Here is a 23,369-nt window from a genome sequence, read left to right on the forward strand (position 1 = left end):
CCGAAACCCCCCCCCCACTGCGGGCCCCCCAACCGGGGGGCCCCCGAAACGGGGGGCCCCGCCGTTCGTCGTCGGTGCGGAGAAACGTCAGATGACGCCGAGTGCGAACATGGCGTCCGCGACCTTCACGAAGCCCGCGATATTGGCGCCGTGGATGTAGTCGCCGGGCTTGCCGTACTCGGCAGCGGTCTCGATGCAGCGGCCGTGGATGTCGCGCATGATGCGGGCGAGGCGCTCGTCGGTGTAGTCGAAGTGCCACGAGTCGCGCGAGGCGTTCTGCTGCATCTCCAGCGCGGAGGTGGCGACGCCACCGGCGTTGGCAGCCTTGCCCGGGGCGAAGCCGACACCGGCGTCGCGGAACACCGCGATGCCGCCGGGGGTGGTCGGCATGTTGGCGCCCTCGGCGACGACCTTGACGCCGTTGTTGACGAGGGTCTTCGCGGATTCCTCGTCCAACTCGTTCTGTGTGGCGCAGGGGAGCGCGATGTCGCAGGGGACGTTCCAGATGTTGCCGCCGGGGTAGAAGTCGGCGTCGCCGCGCTCGTCGAGGTACTCGGAGATGCGTCCGCGCCGGACTTCCTTGATCTCCTTGAGCAGCTCGACGTCGATGCCCTTGGGATCGTGGATGTAGCCCGAGGAGTCGGAGCACGCGACCACGGTGCCGCCGAGCTGGTGGATCTTCTCGATGGCATAGATCGCGACGTTTCCGGAGCCGGAGACGACTGCGGTGCGGCCTTCGACGGAGCTGCCGGCGTGCTTCGCCATCTCGGCGACGAAGTACGCGGCGCCGTAGCCGGTGGCCTCGCGGCGCACCTGCGATCCGCCCCAGGTGATGCCCTTGCCTGTCAGCACGCCCGACTCGTACGAGTTCGTGAGGCGCTTGTACTGGCCGAACAGGTAGCCGATCTCGCGGCCGCCGACTCCGATGTCACCGGCCGGGACGTCGGTGTACTCACCGATGTGGCGATGCAGTTCGGTCATGAAGGACTGGCAGAAGCGCATGATCTCCTGCTCGGACCGGCCCTTGGGGTCGAAGTCCGAACCGCCCTTGCCGCCGCCGATGGGCAGGCCGGTGAGCGCATTCTTGAAGATCTGCTCGAATCCCAGGAACTTCACGATGCCGAGGTTCACGCTGGGATGGAAACGCAGTCCGCCCTTGTAGGGGCCGAGCACGCTGCTGTACTGCACGCGGAACCCGCGGTTGACGTGCACCTGACCGTGGTCGTCGATCCACGGCACGCGGAAGATGATCTGGCGTTCGGGCTCGCACAGGCGCTCGATGAGGCCGTATTCGAAGTAGCCGGGGTGGCGCTCGAGCACGACATGCAGGGACTCGAACACTTCGGCAGCTGCCTGGTGGAATTCAGGCTCTCCCGCGTTGCGGGCCTTGACCTGCTCGTAAATCTCTGCGATGCGGTCCGAAGTCGACACGCTACCTACCTGACTATGTGAGGATTCTGTAACACGGCCTTTACATCTGAACTATAGGACGTGCCGCCGATCCACTGTTAGCCCGGTCTGCCGGTGCGATCGGAAACACACGGCGCTGAAGGGTGTCCGGCCACAAAAGCCCAGGAAATGATGTATGTCCGTGGGGTCCGAGGATGTCCGAGCAGACCTGACGGCACGGTGCGCGCTCCCGTCCCCGAGATCGGAGCCCTGCCCTGGAACCATCCCGATTCCGGCTCCCGGAGACGGTTCACCACCGGGGTCCGGGACGCGGCCTCGAACGCTGCGAGCGCAGCAGCCCAAACACAAGATCGGCTCGACGGGTTGGTCACACGGACACGGTCAGTTCTTCATGAGAATCTGCTGCTCGGTGACCAGCGGGTACGACGCCAGTTCGGTTCCGTCCAGATCTTCCTTGTGCATGTCCACGCCGGTGATCTGACTGTTCTCGTAATGCCGGTAGTAGTAGATACCTTTGTCGGTGTTGCAGCACGACGAGTAGATGGTGATCTCGTATTTGTCGCCGAGACGAACGCATCCCCGCTGCTGTTCCACGGAACCGAGAATGTGGAAGAACTGACTGATCGCCTCGGATTCGGACCGGCCCGACACCGAATTCACCTTCGTGAATGCGGCCTTCACGAATCGCGACATCGAGGACAGGTCGCCCGGCAATCCGACGGCTCCGAGTCCGCGGCTGTACACGTCGAAATCTATTTCCTTCGAGAAATGCGGTTCCGGCGGGTCGATCGACAAATTCATATAGTTGTTGATGTTGAACAACTGGATATCGAAGGTCGGATTGTTGGTGAGGACCTGGATCGGATTGTCGTGCACCTTCAGGCCTTCGGCAACGGACTCCACCGAGATGGACTCGGTTCGGTCGGAGATGATCCAGTGCAGCGGCGACGGCGGAAACTCGGCGCTGAACGCGGTGTCCACGATTCGCACATCGGCCAGTGCATCTCGCACCTCGGCGACGGTCTCGAACTGCCCGAGGACCCACGGGATGAATTCGAAGGAGGCGATATTTGTCCCGTCCTCGGAGGCGGGCTTGTAGTCGGCATTGCCGGGAAAATTCAGTCCCGCCATGCTCAAACCCTTTTCGTTGGTCGCGTCGTAATACAGCGGATAGTCGTCGGCGACCGTCGCCATCCCGATCAGGGCGTGGTGCGTATTCTGCGCGGGCACGTTCCGGAACTCGAACGGGAAGTTTCGCGGCGTGACGGTGACCGCTTCGTGGTAGGAGTATTCGAGGTCCAGGTTGCGGCCGAAGTAATGATCCTCAGCGGTGTAGTTGGCGGCTGTGCACATGCGACTACCTCCGAACTCGCGGTCCACCCCGATGCCGTGAGGGAGCGAGGTGGGCACCATGTGGATGCCTCGGTCGACGGAAGAGAGGGAACGCGTTGCCGCACGCCCGTCGGTGTCCGATGCTCAACGCTCACGGTATCCGAATGGCTGCACGCTCATGGAAGGTTCGGATGGACGCGGTCTCGGGTCGGCACGGTCTCGAGCCGGCACGGTCGCGAAACGGCATTGTGGTGCCCCCGGCAGGAATCGAACCTGCGACCTAGAGATTAGAAGGCTCTTGCTCTATCCAACTGAGCTACGGAGGCGCGGCCAGAATCTTAACGGCTCGGCGGCCAGCCGTGTGCGGGTACCCCTCTACGCGTTGCGCGCGGAGCCGGGGTTGTCCTCCTGGGCCTCCGGTGCGGTGCCGTTCCCCGGCGGGGAGACGCGCGGAATGTCCACCTCGCCGCCCTTGACCCTCTGCAGCACATGGTCGATCCCGATCCCCAGGACCACCGCGACACAGACGGAGATCACTGCGCCGAGCAACGGCTGGGATTCGAACCAGCCACCGACGAGCCTGCCCATCAGCGACGAGTACAGAGCCCAGGTGATGCCGCCGAGGATGGTCAGCGGCACGAACTTCTTGCGGGGGTATCGAGTGGCGCCGGCCGTCATGTTCACGGCGATACGGCCGATCGGGATGTACCGGGCGGTGAGGATGACCGCCGCGCCGCGCTTGTCCAGCCCGCGGCGGGCCCACGCGAATGCGGCCTTGCCCTTCGGGCTGCGCATCCACCGGAACCGGTCCGTGCCGGCCCGTCGTCCGATCGTGTACGCGATGTTGTCTCCGAGGATCGCCCCGACCGCTGCGATGACGATGATCGCGGCGAGGTACGGCCGACCCGTCGAACCCGACAGCGACGCCAGCGTGACGAGCACCGTCTCGCTCGGGACCGGCGGGAAGAACCCGTCGACGGTGCACACCACGAAAAGCAGCGGGTAGACCCACAGCGCAGCCGCCTGACCGGTGATGAATTCGTTGATCACATCCATGGGCTGGTGGTGTGCTCCCGTCGGTATCGCGCACGTGCTCACCCCACGGTATGCGGTCGGGGCGGAAGTGGGAACGACTGCGACGCCCCGACGGACTCAGGCGACCAGTCCGGCCCGGAACGCGGCCAGAGCCGCCTCCACTCGATTGCGGGTTCCGAGTTTGGTGAAGACCGCCGAAAGGTGCGTCTTGACAGTCGTTTCGCTCAGGAACAAGCGGCCCGCGATATCGGCGTTGGACGCTCCGGTGGCCAGCACGCGCAGCACGTCGCGCTCCCGCTCGGACAGTCGAGTGAGGTCCGTCACCGCGGGCGCCGGGGTTGCCGCGTGGTGGTGCGCCACGATGCGGCGCAGCGAGTCGGCGCTGAACAGTGTGTTCCCGGCAGCAACCGCCCGCACCGACTGATGGTACGTCTGCGGCGGCTCGTCCTTGCTCAGGAAACTGTGCGCGCCGGCAGCGACGGCCTGCACCACGAGATCGTCGACGTCCATCGCCGTCATGGCGATCACGCGGGGAGGGTGGGGCATCGACATGAGTTGCCGGGTCGCCTCGAGGCCGCCCACTCGGCGCATCTTCAGATCCATCAGCACCACGTGCGGTGAGAACCGGTGGACGGCGTGGGGGACCCGGTCGCCGTCGTCGACATCGGCCACGACCACGATGTCGTCGGTCGCGGCGAAGATGTCGGTGACGCCTCGGCGAACGAAGGGGTCGTCGTCGACGACGAGCACGGTGATCATCTCGGCAGCAGCGGGCACGGGTCGAGCCTAGGACCCGCCCCCGACACGAGGCGTGCTCCGTCCCTTACAGAATCCCCGTCAGGCCGACCAGGGCACCCAGCAGTCCACGACGAACTCGGAGCCCACCACCCCGGCCCGGAGCGTGCCCCCGATCTGATGGGCCTGCTCGGTGAGACCGGTCAGGCCCGCTCGCGAGCCGATGGGCACGGTCGGAGGCAACGAACTGAGCCCATTGCGCACGTCGATCCGGATGCCCTGGTGGGCAGCGCCGGTGATGGTGATGCGCACCGTCTGGTCCGACGCGTACTTCTGAACGTTGGTGAGGGCTTCCTGCACCACCCGGTACGTCACGTGGCCGGACACGGTTCCGACGTCACCGGGCTGGAGATCGGTGAACAAGACGGTGTGCAGCCCGGCCGCGCGCGCGGACTGGACGAGATCGGCCACGGCATCTATCCCTTGATGTCCGCTGGCCCGCGACGCGCCCGCCGTCCCACGAAGCACCCCGACGATGCTCTTGAGCTCGTCGAGAGATTCGTGCGCGGTACTGCGGATCATCGCGGCCGTATTGGCTGTCTTCTGCGGATCATCGGCCCCACCGACCTGCAGTGCTCCCGCGAACAGGGAGATTCGGCTCAGTCCTGCGGCGAGCGTGTCGTGCATGTCGCGGGCGATCCGGGTTCGTTCCTCGGTACGGATCATCTCGTCGTGGATCGATTCCGTCCTCGCCGTCGCGCGGTCGCGCACGCGTTCGGCGACGGTCAGCTGCGAGCGGGTCTGCTCGAGCAGCGCGAGCACCACCACGACCGTGACGAGCGCCGCCGCGACCAGCAAGGGGATCCACCAGGCGACCTCCCACATCGGCTTGGGTGCGGTGTCCTCCGGGCGCATCGTGCCTATCGTGAGTACCGAGTTGTCGCGGGTGCGGTGCGCGTCGTACGTGAGTGAGATACCGCACGCGACGAAGACGGCACCGGCGGCTCCGGCAAGTCGTCCGCTGCGTTCCGATTTGACGACGGCGTACAGCGCGATGAGCGCGGCGGTGGCGTCGGTGGAGAACAGCAGAGGTCCGAGGAGCGTGACGGCGAGCACCGTCCAGGGGCTCGAGTGGCGCCACACCAGAGCAAACGCTGCGACCAGGCCGAGCACGAACCCGAGTGCGAAGTTCCATTCGGGAACCGTGTTCGAGTCCGACGACAGTCCCAGGGTCAGCAACGTGCAGAACAGGCTCAGTGTCACGGCACCGGTGGTCCAGGCACGCCGGCGCCACACCGGACGCCGGAGACCCTGAGCGGAAGTAACCATCACTCGGTGCACGCTACGCAATCGCGTGGCACACCCACATGGTCCGAACGGTCCGCAGCGATCGGTCCGAAAGGAGGAGGTGGTCCGTCCGATCGGACGAGGTGCCGGACCGGGCAACTCGGGTGAGCTGTTCACACCGGAGGAGCGGCACCGCCCGCTCCGCATCTCCAGCCCAGACCAATGAGGAGAAGTGTGATGACGCACCCCATCTCGTACCCCGACCCGAACCAGAACCCGTCCGGACAGCCGCCGCGCGCCAAGCGCCGGATCTGGCCCTGGATCGTCGTCGGGGTGCCCGTCCTCCTGTTCGGTGCCTGCTCGGTCGCCGTGGTCTCCAGCGTCGGCGGCGAGAAGGAGGCCACCGTCACATCCGGTCCCGCCGGCGACGAGGTAGTGGCCGATCGGGGGCCGGAATTCTCCGGGAAGCTCGACCACGACACCGCCGCGGTGGCCGGCGCCACCATCACCCGCGACGATCTCGCCTACACCGTCGGGCCGCTCCAGCTCATCGACTCCGTACTGGGCAGCTACCTCTGCAGCGAGGTGACGATCGTCAACGTCGGAACGGACCAGAACGACTTCAACGGATACATGGACTGGCATGTGCAGGACGCCGGCGGCGCGATCCGCAATTCCACCTTCGGCGCCGACCGTCCGATGCTCAATTCGGGCCGCCTCGCGCCGGGCGGCGCCGCAACCGGAAACGTGTGCTTCGACGCCCGGGCCGGTGCCGCTCCCGGCACGTACGTCGTCCTGTTCGAGGACACGTTCTCGCTGTCGACCGATCGGCTCGCCTGGGTTTCGACACTCTGATCCGACTGTTCGATACGTGCCCGTCGGAGTGATCCCCGGCGGGCCGTCACAGTGATGTCCGACGGGGCGTCGTAGTTACGGTTCGGGAGGTCCTACCCTGGTAGGCATGGCAGCACCCGAGCTCGCGTCCGACGCGCAGCATTCAGTGCCCGCGTCCGGACGCGGGAACCCGTCTGTTTTGTTCGTCCTCTTCGGCATCCTCGCCGCCATCGTCGCGGCACTGATCGTCGGCGCGTCCGCCGCGCAGGCGCTGGTGCTGCTCGGCCTCCCGGACCCGGGGGCCTTGACCACGTACGGTCTGCCCGCCGTTCGTGCGGTGTCCGAAATCGCGACCGTGATCACGATCGGTTCGCTGTTCTTCGCGGCGTTCCTGGTGCCGCCGCAGAAGAACGGTGTCCTCGATGTCGACGGGTACCGCGCGGTCCGGACCGCAGGCGTCGCGGCGGTGGTGTGGGCCGCGACGGCCGCGCTGCTCGTGCCGCTGACCCTGTCCGACACCTCCGGCGCGTCGTTCACCGAGGCGCTCCGGCCGGAGAACCTGTTCAGTGCGCTCGGCCAGGTGGAGACCGCGTCGGCCTGGGCGTGGACGACGGTGCTCGCCCTGATCACCGCGCTGCTGATCCGGATGGCGGTGCGCTGGTCGTGGGTGCCCTATCTGCTTCTGCTGTCGCTGGTGGCATTGATGCCGGTCGCCCTGACGGGCCACTCGTCCTCGGGCGGATCGCACGACCTCGCCACCAACAGCCTGGTGCTGCATCTCGTGGCCGCGTCGGTCTGGGCCGGTGGCCTGTTCGCACTTCTCGCGCATTCGTGGCGCGGCGGCGCGTACACCGACGTCGCGGCGCGACGGTTCTCCTTCGTCGCCGGTCTCGCGTTCGTGGTCATGGCTGTGACCGGCGTGATCAACGCGGGAGTGCGGGTCTCGCTCGACGACCTCACGACAACCACGTACGGCAGGCTCCTGATCGCCAAGATCGTGGCGCTGGTAGTGCTCGGGCTGTTCGGCTGGCTGCAGCGGCGACGGGCACTTCCGGCGCTCGAAGCCGATCCGACCAGCCGGGGTGCCCTCGTCCGGTTCGCCGCCGTCGAGTCGTTCGTCCTCGCCGCGACGGTGGGCCTGGCCGTCGGGTTGGGCCGCACCCCGCCGCCGGCCCCGGATGCCGTGCCCACGGTTCAGGAAGTGGCCCTCGGATACAACCTCGAGGTGCCCCCGTCGTTCGCCAACCTGTTCTTCGGGCAGTGGCGATTCGACCTCATCTTCGGCACCCTCGCGATCGTTCTGGCCGTCGCATACGCCATCGGCCTGTGGACGCTGCGCAAGCGCGGTGACGCCTGGCCGGTGGGCCGGAGCATCGCGTGGTTCTCCGGTTGCTTCGTGCTGCTGGTCGCCACGTCGTCGGGTGTCGGCATGTACTCCGCCGCGATGTTCAGCGTGCACATGGGCGCGCACATGGCCATGTCGATGCTCGCGCCGGTGCTCCTGGCACTCGGCGGTGCGATGACCCTGGCGCTGCGCGCGTTCAAGCCGGCCGGCCGCGGTGCTCCTCCGGGACCCCGCGAGTGGATCCTCGAATTCCTGCACAGCCCGCCGTCGCGGTTCTTCACTCACCCGATCGTCGCGTCGGTGATGTTCGTCGGCGGCTTCTACGCCTTGTATCTCGGTGGCATCTTCGAGACCTTCGCCGACAGCCACACCGCGCACGTGCTGATGAACCTGCACTTCCTGATGAGCGGCTATCTCTTCTACTGGGTGGTGATCGGCGTCGATCCGTCGCCACGCGACCTGCCGCCGGTCACGAAACTCGGCATGGTCTTCGGTTCGCTGCCGTTCCACGCATTCTTCGGCGTCACCCTCATGAGCATGGGAACGGTGATGGCCGAGTCGTACTACCGCGGTCTCGCGCTGCCGTGGAACTACGACCTGTTCGACGACCAGAAGGTCGGCGGCAGTATCGCGTGGTCGGCGGGTGAGATCCCGCTCGTGCTCGTCATGCTCGCATTGCTCGTGCAGTGGTCGCGCAGCGATACACGGACTGCGCGCCGGGTGGATCGGGCCGCGGATCGTGACGAGGACGCCGACCTCGCCGCGCACAACGCGATGTTCGCGGAGTTGGCCCGCCGGGACCAGGAAGCGCGCTAGCGGCCCGCGGGAGCGCCTGCGGTCCGGGTCTCACACGGGTTTTCGCGTGCGGGCCCGTTCGGTGGCGATCCGCACGGCAACTGCGGCCACCACCGCCACGACCGCGGCGACCACCGCCGCAACCGCCGCCGGTGTCGAGTTCCAGCCGTCGTCGGCGGTGCGGCCGACCGCGATCCAGCCCAGACCCCAGGCCATGGCGGCGGCAACCGCGAGACGTCCGTGCCCGGCGAACGCGACCACCACCGACACGGCCGCGACCACGGCGAGGATCACCACGGCCCACACGTCGGCGCCCCACCCGAACGGATCGATGTCCGCGGAATTCAGGGCCGCCGCGGTGTTGGCGACCGTGGCGACCGCGACCCACCCCAGGTAGACGAACATCGTGCCGTCGACGACGACAGCCTCGAGGCGGCTCGACGGAGCAGATGCCGTGAGCCCGAGGAAAACGCGAACCAGGATTGCGAGCAGTGCGACGATCACCACCACGCTGAGGCCGACCTGATCGATCTGGATCGTCCCGATCCACAATGCGTTGAGAAGCATCGACGCGGCGATCCACCAGCCGAGAGTGCGTTGCCGCGGGTCGGTGTGGTGGGCGGGCAGCAGTTGCCACACAGCCAGCGCGATCAGCCCGATATAGATCAGCGTCCAGATCGAAAACGCGGCGCCGCCGGGGGCAACGGCCGTCGCATCCGACGCGAGGGCTCCGCCCGCCGCTTCGGCGACGGGCGTCCCGGCGACCGCGCCGGAGCCGAGAAACGAGCCCGCGACGGCGATCACCGCGCTCACCGCCACCGTGACGACGCGTGTGACGTCCCGCCCGGTCCTGGACTCCACGGCGGGAGGCGACGAGGTCGAGGAATGTGATGTCATACACACAGGTTGCCCGGCGCGGCGCTCATCCAACCGGAATCTCTCCGCACCGATCTTCGATACCGTCCGCCCGGTTTGCACGTATGGTGCTGGCTGTGACTGCGCGCAGGGGGACGGACGAGACGACATCGCACGGACTTGTCGGGAGTGTCATCGCGGGCTTCCTTGCGTGTCTTCTTGCCGTCGGAGCGCCCGTTGCCGTCTCCGGTACAGCGCACGCACAGCCGGCACCCGGAGCGGTGATGTCGGAGGCACCGCTCGACAGCCGGTTGTCGTTGCCCGGAGCCGCCTCGGCTCGTGCCCTCTCGTACACGACGCAGTGGCGCTCGGGTGAGACGGCGACTGCCACCGGGGTGGTGTTCGTGCCCGGCGGCGAACCTCCCGCGGGCGGCCGGCCCGTCGTCGCCTGGGCACACGGCACCACCGGTCTCGCCGACGACTGCGCCCCCTCCCGTAATCCGCGGAGTGAACGCGACACCGCCTACCTCGAGCATTGGCTCGATCAGGGATATGCCGTCGTCGCGGCCGACTACCCGGGTCTCGGATCCGACGGCCTGCATCGATACCTCGACGGGCAGAGCGCCGCGAACAGCATCGTCGATCTCGTGCGTGCGGCGCGCGCGGTGGAGCCGTCGCTGTCGGAGCGCTGGGTGGTCGTCGGGCAGTCGCAAGGAGGGCACGCGGCGCTGCACACGGCGAATACGGCCACCGATCGCGCGCCCGACCTCGACTTCCGCGGAACACTCACGACGGGTGCGCCGTCGAATCTCGAACTGGTCTTCCCGATCGGCTTCCCGGAGTTTCCGGATCTTCCGCTCGACGGACTGACCGCCTTCGGAGCATTCATCTTCGCGGGGCTGCGCGAGGCGGATCCGGGACTCGATCTCGACGGCTATCTCACCGGTCTCGGGCGGGAAGTCGTCGATGCGGCGGAGTCGCTGTGTTACGACGAGATGCTCGCGCGCTACACCGGCGTCGGGATCGGGGACCTGCTCGCCCGACCGCTCGGCGACGACCGGTTCCCGGCGGCCTTGTCCGATTACCTGGGAGTTCCGGTGAACGGTTACGACCGGCCGCTGTTTCTCGCCCAAGGCCTCGACGACCGGGTCCTGCCGGCGCCGTTGAGTGTCAAGCTGGTCGCGGACCTGTGGGCCGGGGGAGCGCAACCCCGGTTCGCCACCTATCCCACGGGGCATTCGGAGACCATGGCCGCGTCGCTTCCGGACACCACACCGTTCGTCGCGGAGTTGTTCGCGGGCTGATCGGAGGTCCCCCTCGGGCGGGACGACGCGCAGGATGTGGGTTATCCCGCCGGGGCGGATACGCTGGTCGTCATGGCGGAGTTCATTTACACGATGAAGAAGGTGCGCAAGGCGCACGGTGACAAGGTCATCCTCGATGACGTCACCATGAGCTTCTACCCGGGCGCGAAGATCGGCGTCGTGGGACCCAACGGCGCGGGAAAGTCGTCGATCCTCAAGATCATGGCGGGCTTGGATCAGCCCAGCAACGGTGAGGCTTTCCTCGATCCGGACGCGACGGTCGGCATCCTCCTGCAGGAGCCCCCGCTCAACGAGGAGAAGACGGTCAAGCAGAACGTCGAGGAGGGCCTCGGCGACATCAAGGTCAAGCTCGACCGGTTCAACGAGATCGCCGAACTGATGGCGACGGACTACTCGGACGAACTGATGGAAGAGATGGGCGTCCTCCAGGAGGAGCTCGACCACGCCAACGCGTGGGATCTCGACTCGCAGCTCGAACAGGCGATGGACGCGCTGCGCTGCCCGCCGCCGGACGAGCCGGTCACACACCTCTCCGGTGGTGAGCGCCGCCGTGTCGCGCTGTGCAAGCTCCTGCTGAGCAAGCCGGACCTGCTGCTTCTCGACGAGCCCACCAACCACCTCGACGCCGAGTCCGTGCTCTGGCTCGAGCAGTTCCTCGCGTCGTACCCCGGCGCAGTCCTGGCCGTCACTCACGACCGGTACTTCCTCGACCATGTCGCGCAGTGGATCTGTGAGGTCGACCGCGGCAAGCTGCACCCGTACGAAGGCAACTACTCGACGTACCTGGAGAAGAAGGCCGAGCGCCTCGAGGTGCAGGGCAAGAAGGACCAGAAGCTGCAGAAGCGCCTCAAGGAGGAGCTCGAGTGGGTCCGGTCCGGTTCGAAGGCCCGGCAGACGAAGAGCAAGGCGCGCCTCGGACGCTACGAGGAGATGGCAGCGGAAGCCGAGAAGCACCGCAAGCTCGACTTCGAAGAGATCCAGATCCCGACGCCTCCGCGCCTGGGCAACGTCGTCGTGGAGGTCGAACACCTCGACAAGGGCTTCGACGGCCGCGTGCTCATCAAGGACCTGTCGTTCACCCTGCCGCGTAACGGCATCGTCGGCGTGATCGGTCCCAACGGCGTGGGTAAGACCACGCTGTTCAAGACCATCGTGGGTCTCGAGGAGCCGGATTCGGGCACCGTCAAGGTGGGCGACACCGTCAAGCTGAGTTACGTCGACCAGAACCGCTCCAACATCGACCCCACCAAGAACGTGTGGGAAGTCGTGTCGGGCGGCATGGACTACATCGAGGTCGGGCAGAACGAGATGCCGTCGCGCGCGTACGTCAGCGCGTTCGGTTTCAAGGGACCGGATCAGCAGAAGAAGGCCGGCGTGCTCTCCGGCGGTGAGCGCAACCGGCTGAACCTCGCGCTGACCCTCAAAGAGGGCGGCAACCTGATCCTGCTCGACGAACCGACCAACGACCTCGACGTCGAGACCTTGAGTTCGCTCGAGAACGCGCTGCAGCAGTTCCCGGGCTGCGCCGTCGTGATTTCCCACGATCGCTGGTTCCTCGACCGCACCTGTACCCACATCCTCGCCTGGGAGGGCAACGTCGAGGAAGGCAAGTGGTTCTGGTTCGAGGGCAACTTCGAGGCGTACGAAGCCAACAAGGTCGAGCGTCTCGGCGCGGATGCGGCACGTCCGCACCGCGTCACCCACCGGAAGCTCACTCGTGACTGATCGTCTGGAGACGAAGCCGAACGGTGTCGGGACGAACACCGTCGGCGAGCCGTTCCGTTGTTCGCTCGAGGTGCGCTGGGCCGACTCCGATCGGCTCGGTCACGTCAACAACACCAAAGTCGTCGAGTACATGCAGGAAGCGCGGATCAAGTTCCTGGTCAGCCACCTCTCGGGGCGCGGCGTCGTCGCGGTCCGCAAGATGGACGCCGAGTTCCTGCGGCCCATCAAGGACGCATCGGGCCCGCTCGATGTCGAGATCGCCGTGTTGCACGTGGGTACCTCGTCGTTCACGCTGCGCCACACGATCCTCGACCGGCACGGGGTGGTGTGTGCCCACGGGGACGCTGTTCTCGTCGGGTTCGACGTCCACACCGATCGGTCGAGGCCGCTGAGCGATCTCGAACGTGAGGTCCTCGACCGGTACCGGGTCGCGGCGCCGGGCTGACAGCCCGCGTGTCCGGCCCCCAACCTGTGGCGCCGCGGATAGGCTCGAACTCGGGCCCGTCCGCGGCGCTCGGTTTTGTCCGGCAAGCAGGTCAGGGAGTGAAGTAATGGCGGATTCAACTGCGTCGCAACTGGATTCGTCGTTGGTGGCGACTCTCGTGCAGATGTACGAGCAGTCGGGCGAGGAAATCGGCGCACCCGAAGCAGTGGCCGCCGCCCATCTCGAACTGGGACGCGAGCGTGCGCCGGGCACGGCGGCGATCCGGGTTCGTCCGCCGGGAGGCGACCCACTGGGATCGACCGCCCAGATCGTCACCGACGACATGCCCCTCCTCGTCGAGGCCGTCCTGGCACTCTTCGCCCGCCTCGGAGTGGGTGTCGATGCGGTGGTGCACCCGGAGTTCTCGGCACTGCGCGACGACGCGGGACTGCTGCGCGACCTCTCGCCCGGAAACCCGTCGGTCGACGACGAGGATCCGGTGCACCGGATCGCCGAGTCGTGGATGCACGTGCAGTTCGCACTCGGAGCCGACGGACCCACAGTCGACGAGATCGACGACGGACTCCGCCGTGCGCTGGCCGAAGTGCGGCAGGTCGTCTCCGACACCGAACCGATGCTCGCCCTGCAGCGCGAACTCGCCGGTGCACTCGACGCGCTCGCGGTCGTTCCGCCGCCGCAGCACACCGCCACCGTTCTCGCCGAAACCGCCGATCTGTTGCGCTGGCTCGCCCGCGGGCACTTCACCATGCTCGGTTACCGGCGCTACGAGTTCGTCGACACCGATGGATCAGGCGTGGTGCGAGCACGCCCCGTCCGGGGCAGCGGACTGGGGGTCCTGCGCACCGAGGGCCCCGACAGCGATCCACTCGAGTTGCCGCCCGGTGCGCACCCCGACCGGCGGCCGTTGCTGGTCCTCACCCAGGGGGCGCTGCCGACGACCGTGCACCGCTCGGTCTATCCGTATTTCGTGGGGATCGCAGTCCTCGATGCGGAAGGTCGCGTGGTCGGTGAGCACCGCTTCCTCGGAGTGCTGACAGTGACCGCGCTCAACGACAACATCCTCGACATCCCGCTCATCTCCCGCCGGGTGCGTGCCGTGATCGCCCGTGCCCACGTGGACATTTCGTCGTACAGCGGTCAGGCGATGCTCGAGATCATGCAGACCATCCCGCGTGCCGAACTCTTCTCGATGGACACCGCCACCCTCTACGACACCGTCACGTCGGTGGTCGACATCCGCAGGCAGGTCCGGTTGTTCGTACGCGTCGACACGCACCGCCGGTACGTGTCGTGCCTGGTGTACCTGCCGCGCGACCGGTACACGACGAAGGTCCGCATCGCGATGCAGGACATCCTCTTGAGCGAGTACGGCGGGGGAGTCCTCGACTACACCGCGCGGGTCTCGGAGGGGGAGCTGGCTCTCCTGCACGTCACGATCAGGTTCCCCGGGCGCGGCCGGCACGAGATCGACACCTCCGACGAGAACCGCATCCGGATCCAGGCGCTGCTCGCGGCGACCAGCAGGAACTGGACCGATCGGCTTTCCGAGGCCGCCGCCGGCGATGCCCGCGTCGACGCCGCACTGGTGCAGCGATACGCAGACGCAGTGCCCGAGGCGTACAAGGAGGATTTCCCGTCGGAGCGCGCTCTTTCCGATCTTGTGGTGCTCGAGGGTCTGCGGGTCGGTGAGATCGAGACGCGGCTCTGCCGGTCCGACGGCGCAGCACCCGGGGCGTGGCGCTTCACCCTGTACGTCGGCGACGAGCCGGTTACCCTCGGCCGGGTGCTTCCGGTGCTGCAGAGCCTCGGCGTCCAGGTTATCGACGAGCGCCCGTACCGGGTTCCCCGGTCCGACGGAATCGATTGCTGGATCTACGATTTCGGTCTCGGGCTTCCGGGCGATCTCGCGCCGGACACTCTGGACTCCGACCCGACGCTCGCGGGTCGTTTCACCGACATGTTCGTCGTCGCCTGGCGCGGCGACTCCGAAACCGACAGATTCAACGAACTGGTGTTGCGCGCCGGGCTGGTGTGGCGTCAGGCGGTCATGCTGCGTGCGTACGCGAAATACCTGCGGCAGACCGGTTTTCCGTACAGTCAGCACAACATCGAAGGCGTACTGCTCGACTACCCCGAGATCACGGTCCTGCTGGTCCGGCTGTTCGAGGCCCGATTCGATCCGGAGGTTGCCGAATCCGAGAGTGAAGAACGCATCTCCGGCGAGCTCACGTCGAAGATCGAGGCCGTGACAGGACTGGTCCCCGACCGGATCCTGCGGGGGCTGTTCTCGCTGATCCGCTCCACCCTGCGCACCAACTACTTCGTCCCCGCGGACGACGACTCCGCCCGCGGCCGCGTCCTGTCGATGAAGCTCGATCCGGCCGGCATCGCCGAACTCCCGCAGCCACGACCGAAGTTCGAGATCTTCGTCTACGCACCCGATGTGGAGGGCGTGCACATGCGGTACGGCGCCGTCGCCCGCGGTGGTCTCCGATGGTCCGACCGCCGTGAGGATTACCGCACCGAGGTTCTCGGGCTCGTCAAGGCGCAGGCGGTGAAGAACGCCGTCATCGTTCCCGTCGGGGCGAAAGGCGGATTCGTCGTCAAGCACGCGCCGCAGCCCACCGGCGACGCCGCTGCCGATCGTCGAGCCGTCCGTGAGCGCGGCGAACAGTGCTACCGCCGGTTCATCTCCGGGCTGCTCGACGTCACCGACAACCTCGATCGGTCGCGCACCACGGTGATCCCACCGGAACGGGTGGTGCGCCACGACACCGACGACACCTACCTCGTGGTGGCCGCCGACAAGGGCACCGCGTCGTTCTCCGACCTGGCCAATTCGGTTGCGGCCGACTACGGCTTCTGGCTCGGTGACGCGTTCGCATCCGGCGGCTCGGCCGGATACGACCACAAGGAGATGGGCATCACCGCGCGCGGCGCATGGGAGAGCGTCAAGCGGCACTTCCGTGAGCGCGGACTCGATACGCAGACGGAGAACTTCACCGTCGCCGGTATCGGTGACATGAGCGGCGACGTGTTCGGCAACGGGATGTTGCTCAGCGAGCACATCCAGCTCGTCGCCGCGTTCGACCACCGCCACATCTTCCTCGATCCGGAGCCCGACGCGGCTCGCTCGTTCGCCGAACGACGGCGGATCTTCGAGCTTCCCCGCTCGTCGTGGGCCGACTACGACCCGGCACTGATCGGCGAGGGCGGCGGAGTGTGGGAACGCACCCGCAAATCGATCCCGGTCAGCGAACAGGCCCGCCGGGTGCTCGCCCTGCCCGACGACGTCACCGAACTCACCCCGTCCGAACTGATCCGGGCGATCCTGCGCGCACCCGTCGACCTGCTGTGGAACGGCGGCATCGGCACCTACATCAAGGCGCGCTCGGAATCCCACGCCGACGTCGGGGACAAGAGCAACGACTCCGTGCGCGTCGACGGCGACAGTGTGCGGGCACGGGTGGTCGGCGAAGGCGGCAATCTCGGGGTGACGCAACTCGGGCGTATCGAATACGCCCGCACCGGCGGAAAGATCAACACCGACGCGATCGACAATTCGGCGGGCGTGGACTGCTCCGACCACGAGGTCAACATCAAGATCCTGCTCGACTCGGTGGTCACCGCCGGCGAACTCCGGACCGAAGACCGTAACCCGCTGCTCGCCTCCATGACCGACGACGTCGCGGAACTCGTGCTCGCCGACAACATCGGGCAGAACAATGTCCTGGGTCTCGAGCGAGCGGCCGCGCCATCGCTGCTCGGTGTACACCAGCGGCTCCTCAGCGCGCTCGAAGCCGAGCACGGACTCGACCGTCGCCTCGACGCGTTACCCGACGACGCCGAGATCGCACGCCGGTTCACAGCGGGGGAGGGCCTCACCTCGCCCGAGTTGTCCCAGCTGCTCGCCCACGTCAAGCTCGCCCTCGTCGAGGAACTTCTCGCTACCGACGTGCCCGACAGCGACACGTTCGCGTCGCGCCTGCCCGGTTATTTCCCGCCCGCGCTCCGGGATCGGTTCGCCACCGCAATCAAGGCGCACCCGCTCCGCCGGCAGATCGTCGCGACCATCCTCGCGAACGAAACCGTCGACAACGGCGGCATCTCCTTCGTGTACCGGCTGACCGAGGAGACCGGAGCGTCGAGCACCGACGCGGTCCGCGCATACGCCGCGGTCACCGCGATCTTCGGGCTGCCCGCGATCTGGGACCGGGTCCGCAGCGAGCGGCTTCCCACCGACGTCGAGGACGACCTGCTCCTCGAATCGCGTCGGGTCCTGGACCGCGCGTCGCGGCGGCTGCTCTCGACACGGCCGCAACCCCTCGCGGTGGGCGCGGAGATCAGCCGGTATCGCGACCGCTTCGCACGACTCGCCCCGCGGGTCGGCGAATGGGTGCGGGGGCATCACGTCGAAGACTTCGCCCGCAGGACCCGGCCCGTGCTCGATCGGGGTGCTCCGGCCGAACCCACGGATGCGGTGTACTACCTCCTCGTCCAGTTCGCGCTGCTCGATGTCATCGACGTCGCGGACATCGTCGAGCGGGACGACGAGGACGTCGCGGAGCTGTACTACGCACTCGACGCGCATCTCGGAATCGACCGCCTTCTCAGTGCGGTCTCCGCCCTCGAACGAGGAGACCGCTGGCACTCCCTCGCCCGCTTGGCATTACGCGACGACCTGTACGGATCGTTGAGCGCCTTGGTGCTCGACGTGTTCGCCGGGGCGGAGCCCGGCGAGACCACCGCGGAGATGATCGAGGACTGGGAGTTGTCCAACGGGTCGAGGCTCGTGCGTGCGAGGGCGGCGCTCGACGAGATCTTCGCGTCTGGGAACCTGGACCTCGCCGTCCTGTCGGTGGCGGCACGTCAGATCAGAAGCATGGTGCGCACCGGCGCATCCGATCGGAGGTAACGAGTGGGCAGCGCGGGGGAACAGTTCGGATTCCACACCGAGGTGATGGTGCGGTGGTCCGACATGGATGTCTTCCAGCACATCAACCACGCGCGGATGGTGACGTTGCTCGAAGAGGCGCGCATCCCGTGGCTCTTCGCCGACGGCCGGCCCACCCAGAGCCTGCGCGAAGGTGCCGTGATCGCAGATCTCCACGTGCGGTACCGGCGGCAACTCCGCCACTCGGACGGCCCGCTCGACATCATGATGTGGACCGAGAAGGTCCGGGCGGTCGACTTCACCATCGGTTACGAGGTGCGTCCCGGTGGCGCTCCGGCCGACTCCGCACCGGCCGTGATCGCCTCCACCCAGATTGCGGCGTTCGACATCGACACCCAGCGGCTGCGGCGGCTCGACGACCACGAACGTGAGTTCCTGCTGCGGTGGCGGCGTGACTGACACAGCCGGCCGGGGCCGCGGTGAACGCGCGATACGTCTCGACGGGCCCGCCGAGCGCACCGACCTCGCCAGCTTCCTCACCCATGTGCTCCGCATGGACGACTCGGCTGTCGTACGCCTGCGCCGCCGGGGCGACGGTGTGCTCGGCGTGTGGGCGCAGACCGGCTTCGAGGTCCTCGCGTCGCGGGTCGTGCGCGGCACCGTCGATCCTGCCGACACGTGTGTCGCCGCCGACGGCCTGCGCGCCGCGCTCGTCGGGGCGTCGGGTCCGCACCCCGAGGTGGACCCGGGATGGGCGATGGATTCGGCCTGGCGCGGTGCGCTGCCCCCCGAGGGCGGCTACACGCACGTCGACGACGTCCCCGCCCGCGTGCTCGTCGAACTCGCCCACCGCGGCGTGACCTTGACTCGCGAACAGGGCGCGCAAGGACCTCCGGCGTCGCTGCTCGCGCAGGAAGTACTGGAAGTGAGCGGTGGTGACACGACGGTGGGGGTGCCCATGCGGATGGTCTTCGCGCTGGGCGCAATGGGATTCGTCCCCACCTCGGGCCGGGACTCCGGCGATGTCGAGGGCATCGATCCCGCCGAGGTGGTACGGGTTCGCGCCTCCCCGACGTGGCTGCGCCTCGATGCGCGGTACGGATCCGTCCATCTGCGCCGGACCGGTGGTCTCGGTCTGAGTGTGGTGTAGCCCGGTCAGACGAGCCAGGCGGCACTGTCGGGCGGGAGATGCCGGCCCGCGATCGGTGTGCTGGACAACAGCACCGTGCCCGGCGGGAGCACGACCGGCTCCGTGCCGGCGTTGAGCACACACGTCACTCCGCCGGTACGCCGGAACGCGAGACAGCCGGGCGGGCTGCCGTACCAGCCGATGTCGTCGCCGGAGATCTCCGGACGTTCGTGCCGCAGCTCGATGGCGCGCCGGTACAGCGACAGTGTCGATCCCGTGTCGGCGAGCTGCGCTTCGACGGTGAGCGCGGCCCAGTTCTCGGGCTGGGGCAGCCACGACTGCGACGCGCCGGTGAATCCGAACGGAGGGGCCGTGCCCTCCCACGGCAGAGGGACGCGGCATCCGTCCCGGCCGCGGTCGGTGCGCCCTGAGCGTTCCCACACCGGGTCCTGCAGCACCTCGTCCGGGAGATCCACGTTCGGTAGCCCGAGTTCGGCCCCGTTGTAGACGAAGGCCGCACCCGGTAGCGCCAACTCCAGCAGGATCATGGCGCGGGCCCGGGCGAGGCCCCGCGCACCGCCTCCGTAGCGGCTCACCTCCCGGTCCACGTCGTGGTTCGACAATGTCCAGGTCGGGGACGCCGGTGTGCCGGCGACAGCGGCGAAGCCCTTGTCGATCGCTTCCTTGATCTCGTTCGCATCCCAGCCCGCGAGAGTCAGGTGGAACTCGAAACCGAGGTGCAACTCGTCCGGCCGCAGATAGGCGGAGAACCGCTCGTGATCGCTGACCCAGATCTCACCGATCGTCACCGCATGCGGATACTCGTCGAGCACTTCCCGGATAGCCCGGTGGATGGCATGGACTTCGGGGTTGTCGAAGCGGGGATCGGACGCGGCATGTCCGAGGAGTTCGTTCTCCTCCCAGCCGTCGTGGTCGGCCAGGTCGGCGGGCTTGGCCATGCCGTGCGCGACGTCGATGCGGAACCCGTCCACGTGCCGGTCGTGCAGCCAGAACCGGAGAGTTTTCTCGAGGTCCTCGCCGACATCCGGGTCGGCCCAGTTCAGATCGGGTTGCTGCGAGGCGAACACGTGCAGGTACCACTGGCCCGGGGTGCCGTCGGGCTCGGTGACCCGGGTCCAGGCCGGACCCCCGAAGATGCTGGGCCAGTTGTTCGGCGGCTCGTCGCCGCCCGGCCCGCGACCGTCCCGGAAATGGAAACGGTTGCGTTCCGCGCTTCCCGGTGGCGAGGCGAGTGCCTCGTGGAACCAGGGATGTTCGCTGCTGACATGGTTCGGCACGAGGTCCATCACGACACGAATGCCCCGCGCGTGCGCCTCGCCGACCAACGCGTCGAAGGCGGCGATGTCACCGAAAAGAGGGTCGATGTCGCGGGGGTCGGATACGTCGTACCCGTGATCCGCCATCGGCGACCGCATCACGGGATTGAGCCAGAGCGCGTCGACTCCGAGGAGTTCGAGGTACCAGAGGTGGCTGCGGATCCCGGCGAGATCGCCGACCCCGTCTCCGTCCGAGTCGGCGAACGACCGCGGATACACCTGGTAGAACACGGCATCGCGCCACCAGGCCCGCGCGGGGACGGGACCGTCGGTCGGCGCATCGCTGGGGCGGGCCACGGGAGTCATCGTGACAGATGCGCGCCGCGTGGACAGGTCGAACCGTGGCAGCGAATTCCTGTGACCGCGCACACGTGATAGGACAATCCTCATGAATTGGACGCCGATCGTCGCTGTCTCCCTCGACGACGTGGAACTTCACGAAGATCCGATCGACCCGGACTGGATCCACGACGGGACGCCGGTGGCCCGCAGCGGTCAATGGTCGACAGGGAGCGACCTGACCACCACCACCCATGTGTGGGACTGCACGGCGGGCCGTTTCACATGGCACTTCGGCGCCGACGAGATCGTCCACATCGTGGAAGGTTCGGTGATCGTCAGTTCCGACGACGCCGATCCGCGGATCCTCCGTGCCGGGGACGCGGCCCTGTTCCGGGCCGGCACGTCCGCGCTCTGGGAGGTTCCCGAGTACGTCCGCAAACATGCGATCCTGCATCGGGTGATGCCGGCACCGCTGATCTTCGGATTCCGCGTCGCCGGAAAGCTCAGGTCGCTCGTGCGGAGGGGCTGACCCGCTCCTGGGGCGACGTCACACGGCCGAATTCATCATCGAGTCGGCTGCCATGTTCATGTAGTCGAGCAGTTGGCGGCGGTGGGCGTCGTCGAGCGTCTCCTCGTCGATCGACGCGATCGCGGTGTGCATACAGCGCAGCCACGCGTCGCGCTCGAGCGGTCCGATGCGGAACGGGTGGTGCCGCATGCGCAGGCGCGGGTGGCCGCGTTCGTCGGAGTAGGTGTGCGGCCCGCCCCAGTACTGCTCGAGAAACATGCGCATGCGCCGCTCGGCCGGGCCGAGATCTTCCTCGGGGTACAGCGGACGGACGATCTCGTCCGCGGCCACCTCTTCGTAGAAGCGCGCCGTGATCTTACGAAACGTCTCGGCGCCGCCCACTGCGTCGTAGAAGGTCTGCTCGTCACTCATCGGTTTCTGCTCACCATCCCTCTCGAGTGTCCATTGTGCCCGTTGCAGCGGCCCGCCCGTCGCGGCAGCGGTATCCGTGTCCGGCGGCCCCGGAAGTTCACATACCCGACCTCGGCAAGTCGCACGATTCAGGGTGCGATTTTCGACCATCCGTGATGCACTGTTTCCAGTCTTCCGGAGGTCGTATGAAGCACCGCAGCAGCGCACATCGACAACTCCCGCCCGCGGATGCCCCGATGGGGGCGCCGGGGGCCAACACCCTGCGCGTGGTGCGCGACAGCACGGCGGTGCCCGACTGGGTCAAACGACGGGTGCTGCTGCTCAATGCCACCTACGAACCTCTCACGGCGCTGCCGGCCCGGCGCGCCGTCATTCTCATGACCGGTGGTAAGGCCGATACCGTCCACGACGACCCGCACGCGCCGTTCGTCCGCTCAGCGGAATGGTCGGTGCAGTTGCCTTCGGTGATCCGCCTGCGCAGTTACGTCCGGGTGCCCTATCACGCCCGGGTACCCATGACCCGCGCGGCGCTCATGCACCGCGACGGAAACCGCTGCGCATATTGCGGCGCGAAAGCCGAGACGATCGACCACGTGGTGCCTCGCAGTCGCGGAGGCGAGCACAGCTGGGAGAACTGCGTCGCGTGCTGCGCGCCCTGCAACCACAAGAAGGCAGACAAGATGCTCGCCGAACTCGGGTGGACGATGCGCGCCGTTCTCACCCCGCCGAAGGGCAGGCACTGGCGCCTGCTCGCCACCCTCCCGGAGTTGCACCCCACCTGGCTGCCGTACCTGGGAGAGGGCGCCGCCTGACGGCACGGTACGGAATCAGGGGCGTATGCGGCCTTTCCCGGGTGCCTGGGCTACCGTTTGCGTGTGAGCATTCTCGAGACAACCCTGATCTTCGTCGGCATTCCGCTGCTGATCATCTTGGTCTTCGCCGGTCTGTCCCTGACCGGGCAGCGATACCCGGGCCCCGTTCCGTCCGATACCGCGTACACCCTCGGCCAGAAGTGGGAGTACGAGCCGGTGCTGTGGACCGCCACGGACGAAGTGACGCGCCCCGGGCATCACGCCCATCACGGACATGTCGTCGGTAACCCGGCGGATCTGATCGGAGGTACCGCAAGTGGCAAGTGGTGACGTGATCCACACTCCCGCCCGTTCCCAGGAGACTCTTCCGTACGGCGCGGCACTCACGACGAGCGGCCGAATTTCGAGCGCTCGCCCGCTCGGCGAGCCGTTCGCCGGACCGCCGTTCAAGGACAGCGACCTCATCCGGCTCGACGACACGCTGACCGATGCCATCCGGGCAACCCACGTGCGGTTCTCCGTGTACATCGGTGATGCCGTGAACCCGGCTGCCGAGACCGACGCGCTGCTGCCGGCGACCCCCGACGCGGAGAACTCGGTGCTGATCGCCGTGTACCCCAATCAGCGGGCCATCGAGATCCGTTCCGGACGCGAGGCTTCCGCCCGCGCGACGGATCGCGTCCTGCAACTCGGCGTCACCGCCGCGCTGGCGTCCTTCGGCCAGGGGAACCTGCTCGACGGCATCACCAGTGCCGTCCGCGTGATGGCCAACGCGATCATCGCACCGTAGGTCTCGATGCTTCTGTAGTTTCGGCGGTCTCGCGGCGCCGGCGACCCCGCCGTCTCTGCGCT

At 67.4% G+C, this 23,369-nt stretch carries 20 protein-coding genes and 1 tRNA gene; 12 read left to right on the forward strand and 9 right to left on the reverse strand.

Features of this window, described 5'->3' with window-relative positions:
* Positions 1 to 87: 87 nt before the first annotated feature.
* The 6 genes from gdhA to TVH25_RS10370 all read right to left on the reverse strand — a co-directional run bounded on the left by gdhA (position 88) and on the right by TVH25_RS10370 (position 5,841).
* Positions 88 to 1,431 (reverse strand): NADP-specific glutamate dehydrogenase, encoded by a 1,344-nt coding sequence (gdhA, locus tag TVH25_RS10345; RefSeq protein ID WP_169620451.1) that lies wholly within the window; start codon positions 1,429 to 1,431, stop codon positions 88 to 90.
* A gap of 360 nt (positions 1,432 to 1,791) precedes the next feature.
* A complete protein-coding gene (gene bsh / locus TVH25_RS10350) occupies positions 1,792 to 2,763 on the reverse strand; it encodes a choloylglycine hydrolase (RefSeq protein WP_422424057.1) in 972 nt (323 codons plus the stop codon).
* Positions 2,764 to 2,991: 228 nt separating this feature from the next.
* Positions 2,992 to 3,068 (reverse strand) — tRNA-Arg (locus tag TVH25_RS10355).
* A gap of 49 nt (positions 3,069 to 3,117) precedes the next feature.
* On the reverse strand, positions 3,118 to 3,798 hold the full coding sequence (locus tag TVH25_RS10360; protein WP_169620453.1) for a DedA family protein: 681 nt from the start codon (positions 3,796 to 3,798) through the stop codon (positions 3,118 to 3,120).
* A 96-nt stretch (positions 3,799 to 3,894) separates the two neighbouring features.
* Complete coding sequence (locus TVH25_RS10365; protein ID WP_378528655.1) at positions 3,895 to 4,536, reverse strand: response regulator; 642 nt, start codon at positions 4,534 to 4,536, stop codon at positions 3,895 to 3,897.
* 78 nt (positions 4,537 to 4,614) lie between these two features.
* Positions 4,615 to 5,841, reverse strand: a complete 1,227-nt coding sequence (locus tag TVH25_RS10370) for a sensor histidine kinase (protein ID WP_422424063.1) — start codon at positions 5,839 to 5,841, stop codon at positions 4,615 to 4,617.
* Positions 5,842 to 6,036: 195 nt separating this feature from the next.
* Here TVH25_RS10370 and TVH25_RS10375 point away from each other — a divergent pair, with 195 nt between their 5' ends.
* Complete coding sequence (locus tag TVH25_RS10375) at positions 6,037 to 6,654, forward strand: DUF4352 domain-containing protein (RefSeq protein WP_169620454.1); 618 nt, start codon at positions 6,037 to 6,039, stop codon at positions 6,652 to 6,654.
* Positions 6,655 to 6,760: 106 nt separating this feature from the next.
* Positions 6,761 to 8,794, forward strand: coding sequence for a cytochrome c oxidase assembly protein (locus TVH25_RS10380; protein WP_422424058.1), 2,034 nt, complete (start codon positions 6,761 to 6,763; stop codon positions 8,792 to 8,794).
* A 30-nt stretch (positions 8,795 to 8,824) separates the two neighbouring features.
* On the opposite strand, the gene TVH25_RS10385 is transcribed toward TVH25_RS10380, so the two are convergent.
* Positions 8,825 to 9,670 carry a tryptophan-rich sensory protein gene (locus TVH25_RS10385; protein ID WP_422424059.1) on the reverse strand — a complete coding sequence of 282 codons (846 nt, stop codon included), beginning with the start codon at positions 9,668 to 9,670 and terminating at the stop codon, positions 8,825 to 8,827.
* A gap of 152 nt (positions 9,671 to 9,822) precedes the next feature.
* On the opposite strand from TVH25_RS10385, the gene TVH25_RS10390 reads away from it, so the two are divergent.
* The 6 genes from TVH25_RS10390 to TVH25_RS10415 all read left to right on the forward strand — a co-directional run bounded on the left by TVH25_RS10390 (position 9,823) and on the right by TVH25_RS10415 (position 19,167).
* On the forward strand, positions 9,823 to 10,932 hold the full coding sequence (locus TVH25_RS10390; protein ID WP_422424064.1) for an alpha/beta hydrolase: 1,110 nt from the start codon (positions 9,823 to 9,825) through the stop codon (positions 10,930 to 10,932).
* 72 nt (positions 10,933 to 11,004) lie between these two features.
* Positions 11,005 to 12,678, forward strand: coding sequence for an energy-dependent translational throttle protein EttA (gene ettA / locus TVH25_RS10395; RefSeq protein ID WP_169620458.1), 1,674 nt, complete (start codon positions 11,005 to 11,007; stop codon positions 12,676 to 12,678).
* Complete coding sequence (locus TVH25_RS10400; RefSeq protein WP_378528651.1) at positions 12,671 to 13,123, forward strand: acyl-CoA thioesterase; 453 nt, start codon at positions 12,671 to 12,673, stop codon at positions 13,121 to 13,123. The genes ettA and TVH25_RS10400 overlap by 8 nt, the downstream gene beginning before the upstream one ends.
* Positions 13,124 to 13,286: 163 nt before the next feature.
* Positions 13,287 to 18,038 carry an NAD-glutamate dehydrogenase gene (locus TVH25_RS10405; protein ID WP_422424065.1) on the forward strand — a complete coding sequence of 1,584 codons (4,752 nt, stop codon included), beginning with the start codon at positions 13,287 to 13,289 and terminating at the stop codon, positions 18,036 to 18,038.
* Positions 18,039 to 18,041: 3 nt separating this feature from the next.
* Complete coding sequence (locus tag TVH25_RS10410) at positions 18,042 to 18,476, forward strand: acyl-CoA thioesterase (protein ID WP_169620461.1); 435 nt, start codon at positions 18,042 to 18,044, stop codon at positions 18,474 to 18,476.
* Positions 18,469 to 19,167 carry a hypothetical protein gene (locus tag TVH25_RS10415; protein ID WP_422424060.1) on the forward strand — a complete coding sequence of 233 codons (699 nt, stop codon included), beginning with the start codon at positions 18,469 to 18,471 and terminating at the stop codon, positions 19,165 to 19,167. Before TVH25_RS10410 ends, TVH25_RS10415 begins: the two co-directional genes overlap by 8 nt.
* Before the next feature lie 5 nt (positions 19,168 to 19,172).
* Here TVH25_RS10415 and TVH25_RS10420 read toward each other — a convergent pair whose 3' ends face one another.
* Positions 19,173 to 20,789 (reverse strand): glycoside hydrolase family 13 protein, encoded by a 1,617-nt coding sequence (locus TVH25_RS10420; RefSeq protein ID WP_422424061.1) that lies wholly within the window; start codon positions 20,787 to 20,789, stop codon positions 19,173 to 19,175.
* An 82-nt stretch (positions 20,790 to 20,871) separates the two neighbouring features.
* Here TVH25_RS10420 and TVH25_RS10425 point away from each other — a divergent pair, with 82 nt between their 5' ends.
* Entirely contained in the window at positions 20,872 to 21,294 is a 423-nt protein-coding gene (locus TVH25_RS10425; protein WP_169620464.1) for a cupin domain-containing protein, read from the forward strand.
* 18 nt (positions 21,295 to 21,312) lie between these two features.
* Here TVH25_RS10425 and TVH25_RS10430 read toward each other — a convergent pair whose 3' ends face one another.
* Complete coding sequence (locus tag TVH25_RS10430; protein WP_169620465.1) at positions 21,313 to 21,705, reverse strand: globin; 393 nt, start codon at positions 21,703 to 21,705, stop codon at positions 21,313 to 21,315.
* A 185-nt stretch (positions 21,706 to 21,890) separates the two neighbouring features.
* Here TVH25_RS10430 and TVH25_RS10435 point away from each other — a divergent pair, with 185 nt between their 5' ends.
* The 3 genes from TVH25_RS10435 to TVH25_RS10445 all read left to right on the forward strand — a co-directional run bounded on the left by TVH25_RS10435 (position 21,891) and on the right by TVH25_RS10445 (position 23,307).
* Positions 21,891 to 22,517 (forward strand): HNH endonuclease, encoded by a 627-nt coding sequence (locus tag TVH25_RS10435; protein ID WP_169620466.1) that lies wholly within the window; start codon positions 21,891 to 21,893, stop codon positions 22,515 to 22,517.
* Between the two features lie 63 nt (positions 22,518 to 22,580).
* On the forward strand, positions 22,581 to 22,847 hold the full coding sequence (locus TVH25_RS10440; RefSeq protein WP_169620467.1) for a hypothetical protein: 267 nt from the start codon (positions 22,581 to 22,583) through the stop codon (positions 22,845 to 22,847).
* Positions 22,834 to 23,307, forward strand: a complete 474-nt coding sequence (locus TVH25_RS10445) for a DUF5130 family protein (RefSeq protein ID WP_169653214.1) — start codon at positions 22,834 to 22,836, stop codon at positions 23,305 to 23,307. The genes TVH25_RS10440 and TVH25_RS10445 overlap by 14 nt, the downstream gene beginning before the upstream one ends.
* Positions 23,308 to 23,369 lie beyond the last annotated feature (62 nt).

Source organism: Rhodococcus sp. 7Tela_A2 (assembly GCF_049311045.1).
Lineage (GTDB): Bacteria > Actinomycetota > Actinomycetes > Mycobacteriales > Mycobacteriaceae > Rhodococcus.

Bases quoted from the DNA above. Each gene is read 5' to 3' on its own strand.
- bsh (WP_422424057.1), bottom strand. From the start codon at position 2,763: ATGTGCACAGCCGCCAACTACACCGCTGAGGATCATTACTTCGGCCGC.
- TVH25_RS10360 (WP_169620453.1), bottom strand. From the start codon at position 3,798: ATGGATGTGATCAACGAATTCATCACCGGTCAGGCGGCTGCGCTGTGG.
- TVH25_RS10365 (WP_378528655.1), bottom strand. From the start codon at position 4,536: ATGATCACCGTGCTCGTCGTCGACGACGACCCCTTCGTTCGCCGAGGC.
- TVH25_RS10370 (WP_422424063.1), bottom strand. From the start codon at position 5,841: ATGGTTACTTCCGCTCAGGGTCTCCGGCGTCCGGTGTGGCGCCGGCGT.
- TVH25_RS10375 (WP_169620454.1), top strand. From the start codon at position 6,037: ATGACGCACCCCATCTCGTACCCCGACCCGAACCAGAACCCGTCCGGA.
- TVH25_RS10380 (WP_422424058.1), top strand. From the start codon at position 6,761: ATGGCAGCACCCGAGCTCGCGTCCGACGCGCAGCATTCAGTGCCCGCG.
- TVH25_RS10385 (WP_422424059.1), bottom strand. From the start codon at position 9,670: ATGACATCACATTCCTCGACCTCGTCGCCTCCCGCCGTGGAGTCCAGG.
- ettA (WP_169620458.1), top strand. From the start codon at position 11,005: ATGGCGGAGTTCATTTACACGATGAAGAAGGTGCGCAAGGCGCACGGT.
- TVH25_RS10405 (WP_422424065.1), top strand. From the start codon at position 13,287: ATGTACGAGCAGTCGGGCGAGGAAATCGGCGCACCCGAAGCAGTGGCC.
- TVH25_RS10420 (WP_422424061.1), bottom strand. From the start codon at position 20,789: ATGACTCCCGTGGCCCGCCCCAGCGATGCGCCGACCGACGGTCCCGTC.
- TVH25_RS10425 (WP_169620464.1), top strand. From the start codon at position 20,872: ATGAATTGGACGCCGATCGTCGCTGTCTCCCTCGACGACGTGGAACTT.
- TVH25_RS10430 (WP_169620465.1), bottom strand. From the start codon at position 21,705: ATGAGTGACGAGCAGACCTTCTACGACGCAGTGGGCGGCGCCGAGACG.
- TVH25_RS10435 (WP_169620466.1), top strand. From the start codon at position 21,891: ATGAAGCACCGCAGCAGCGCACATCGACAACTCCCGCCCGCGGATGCC.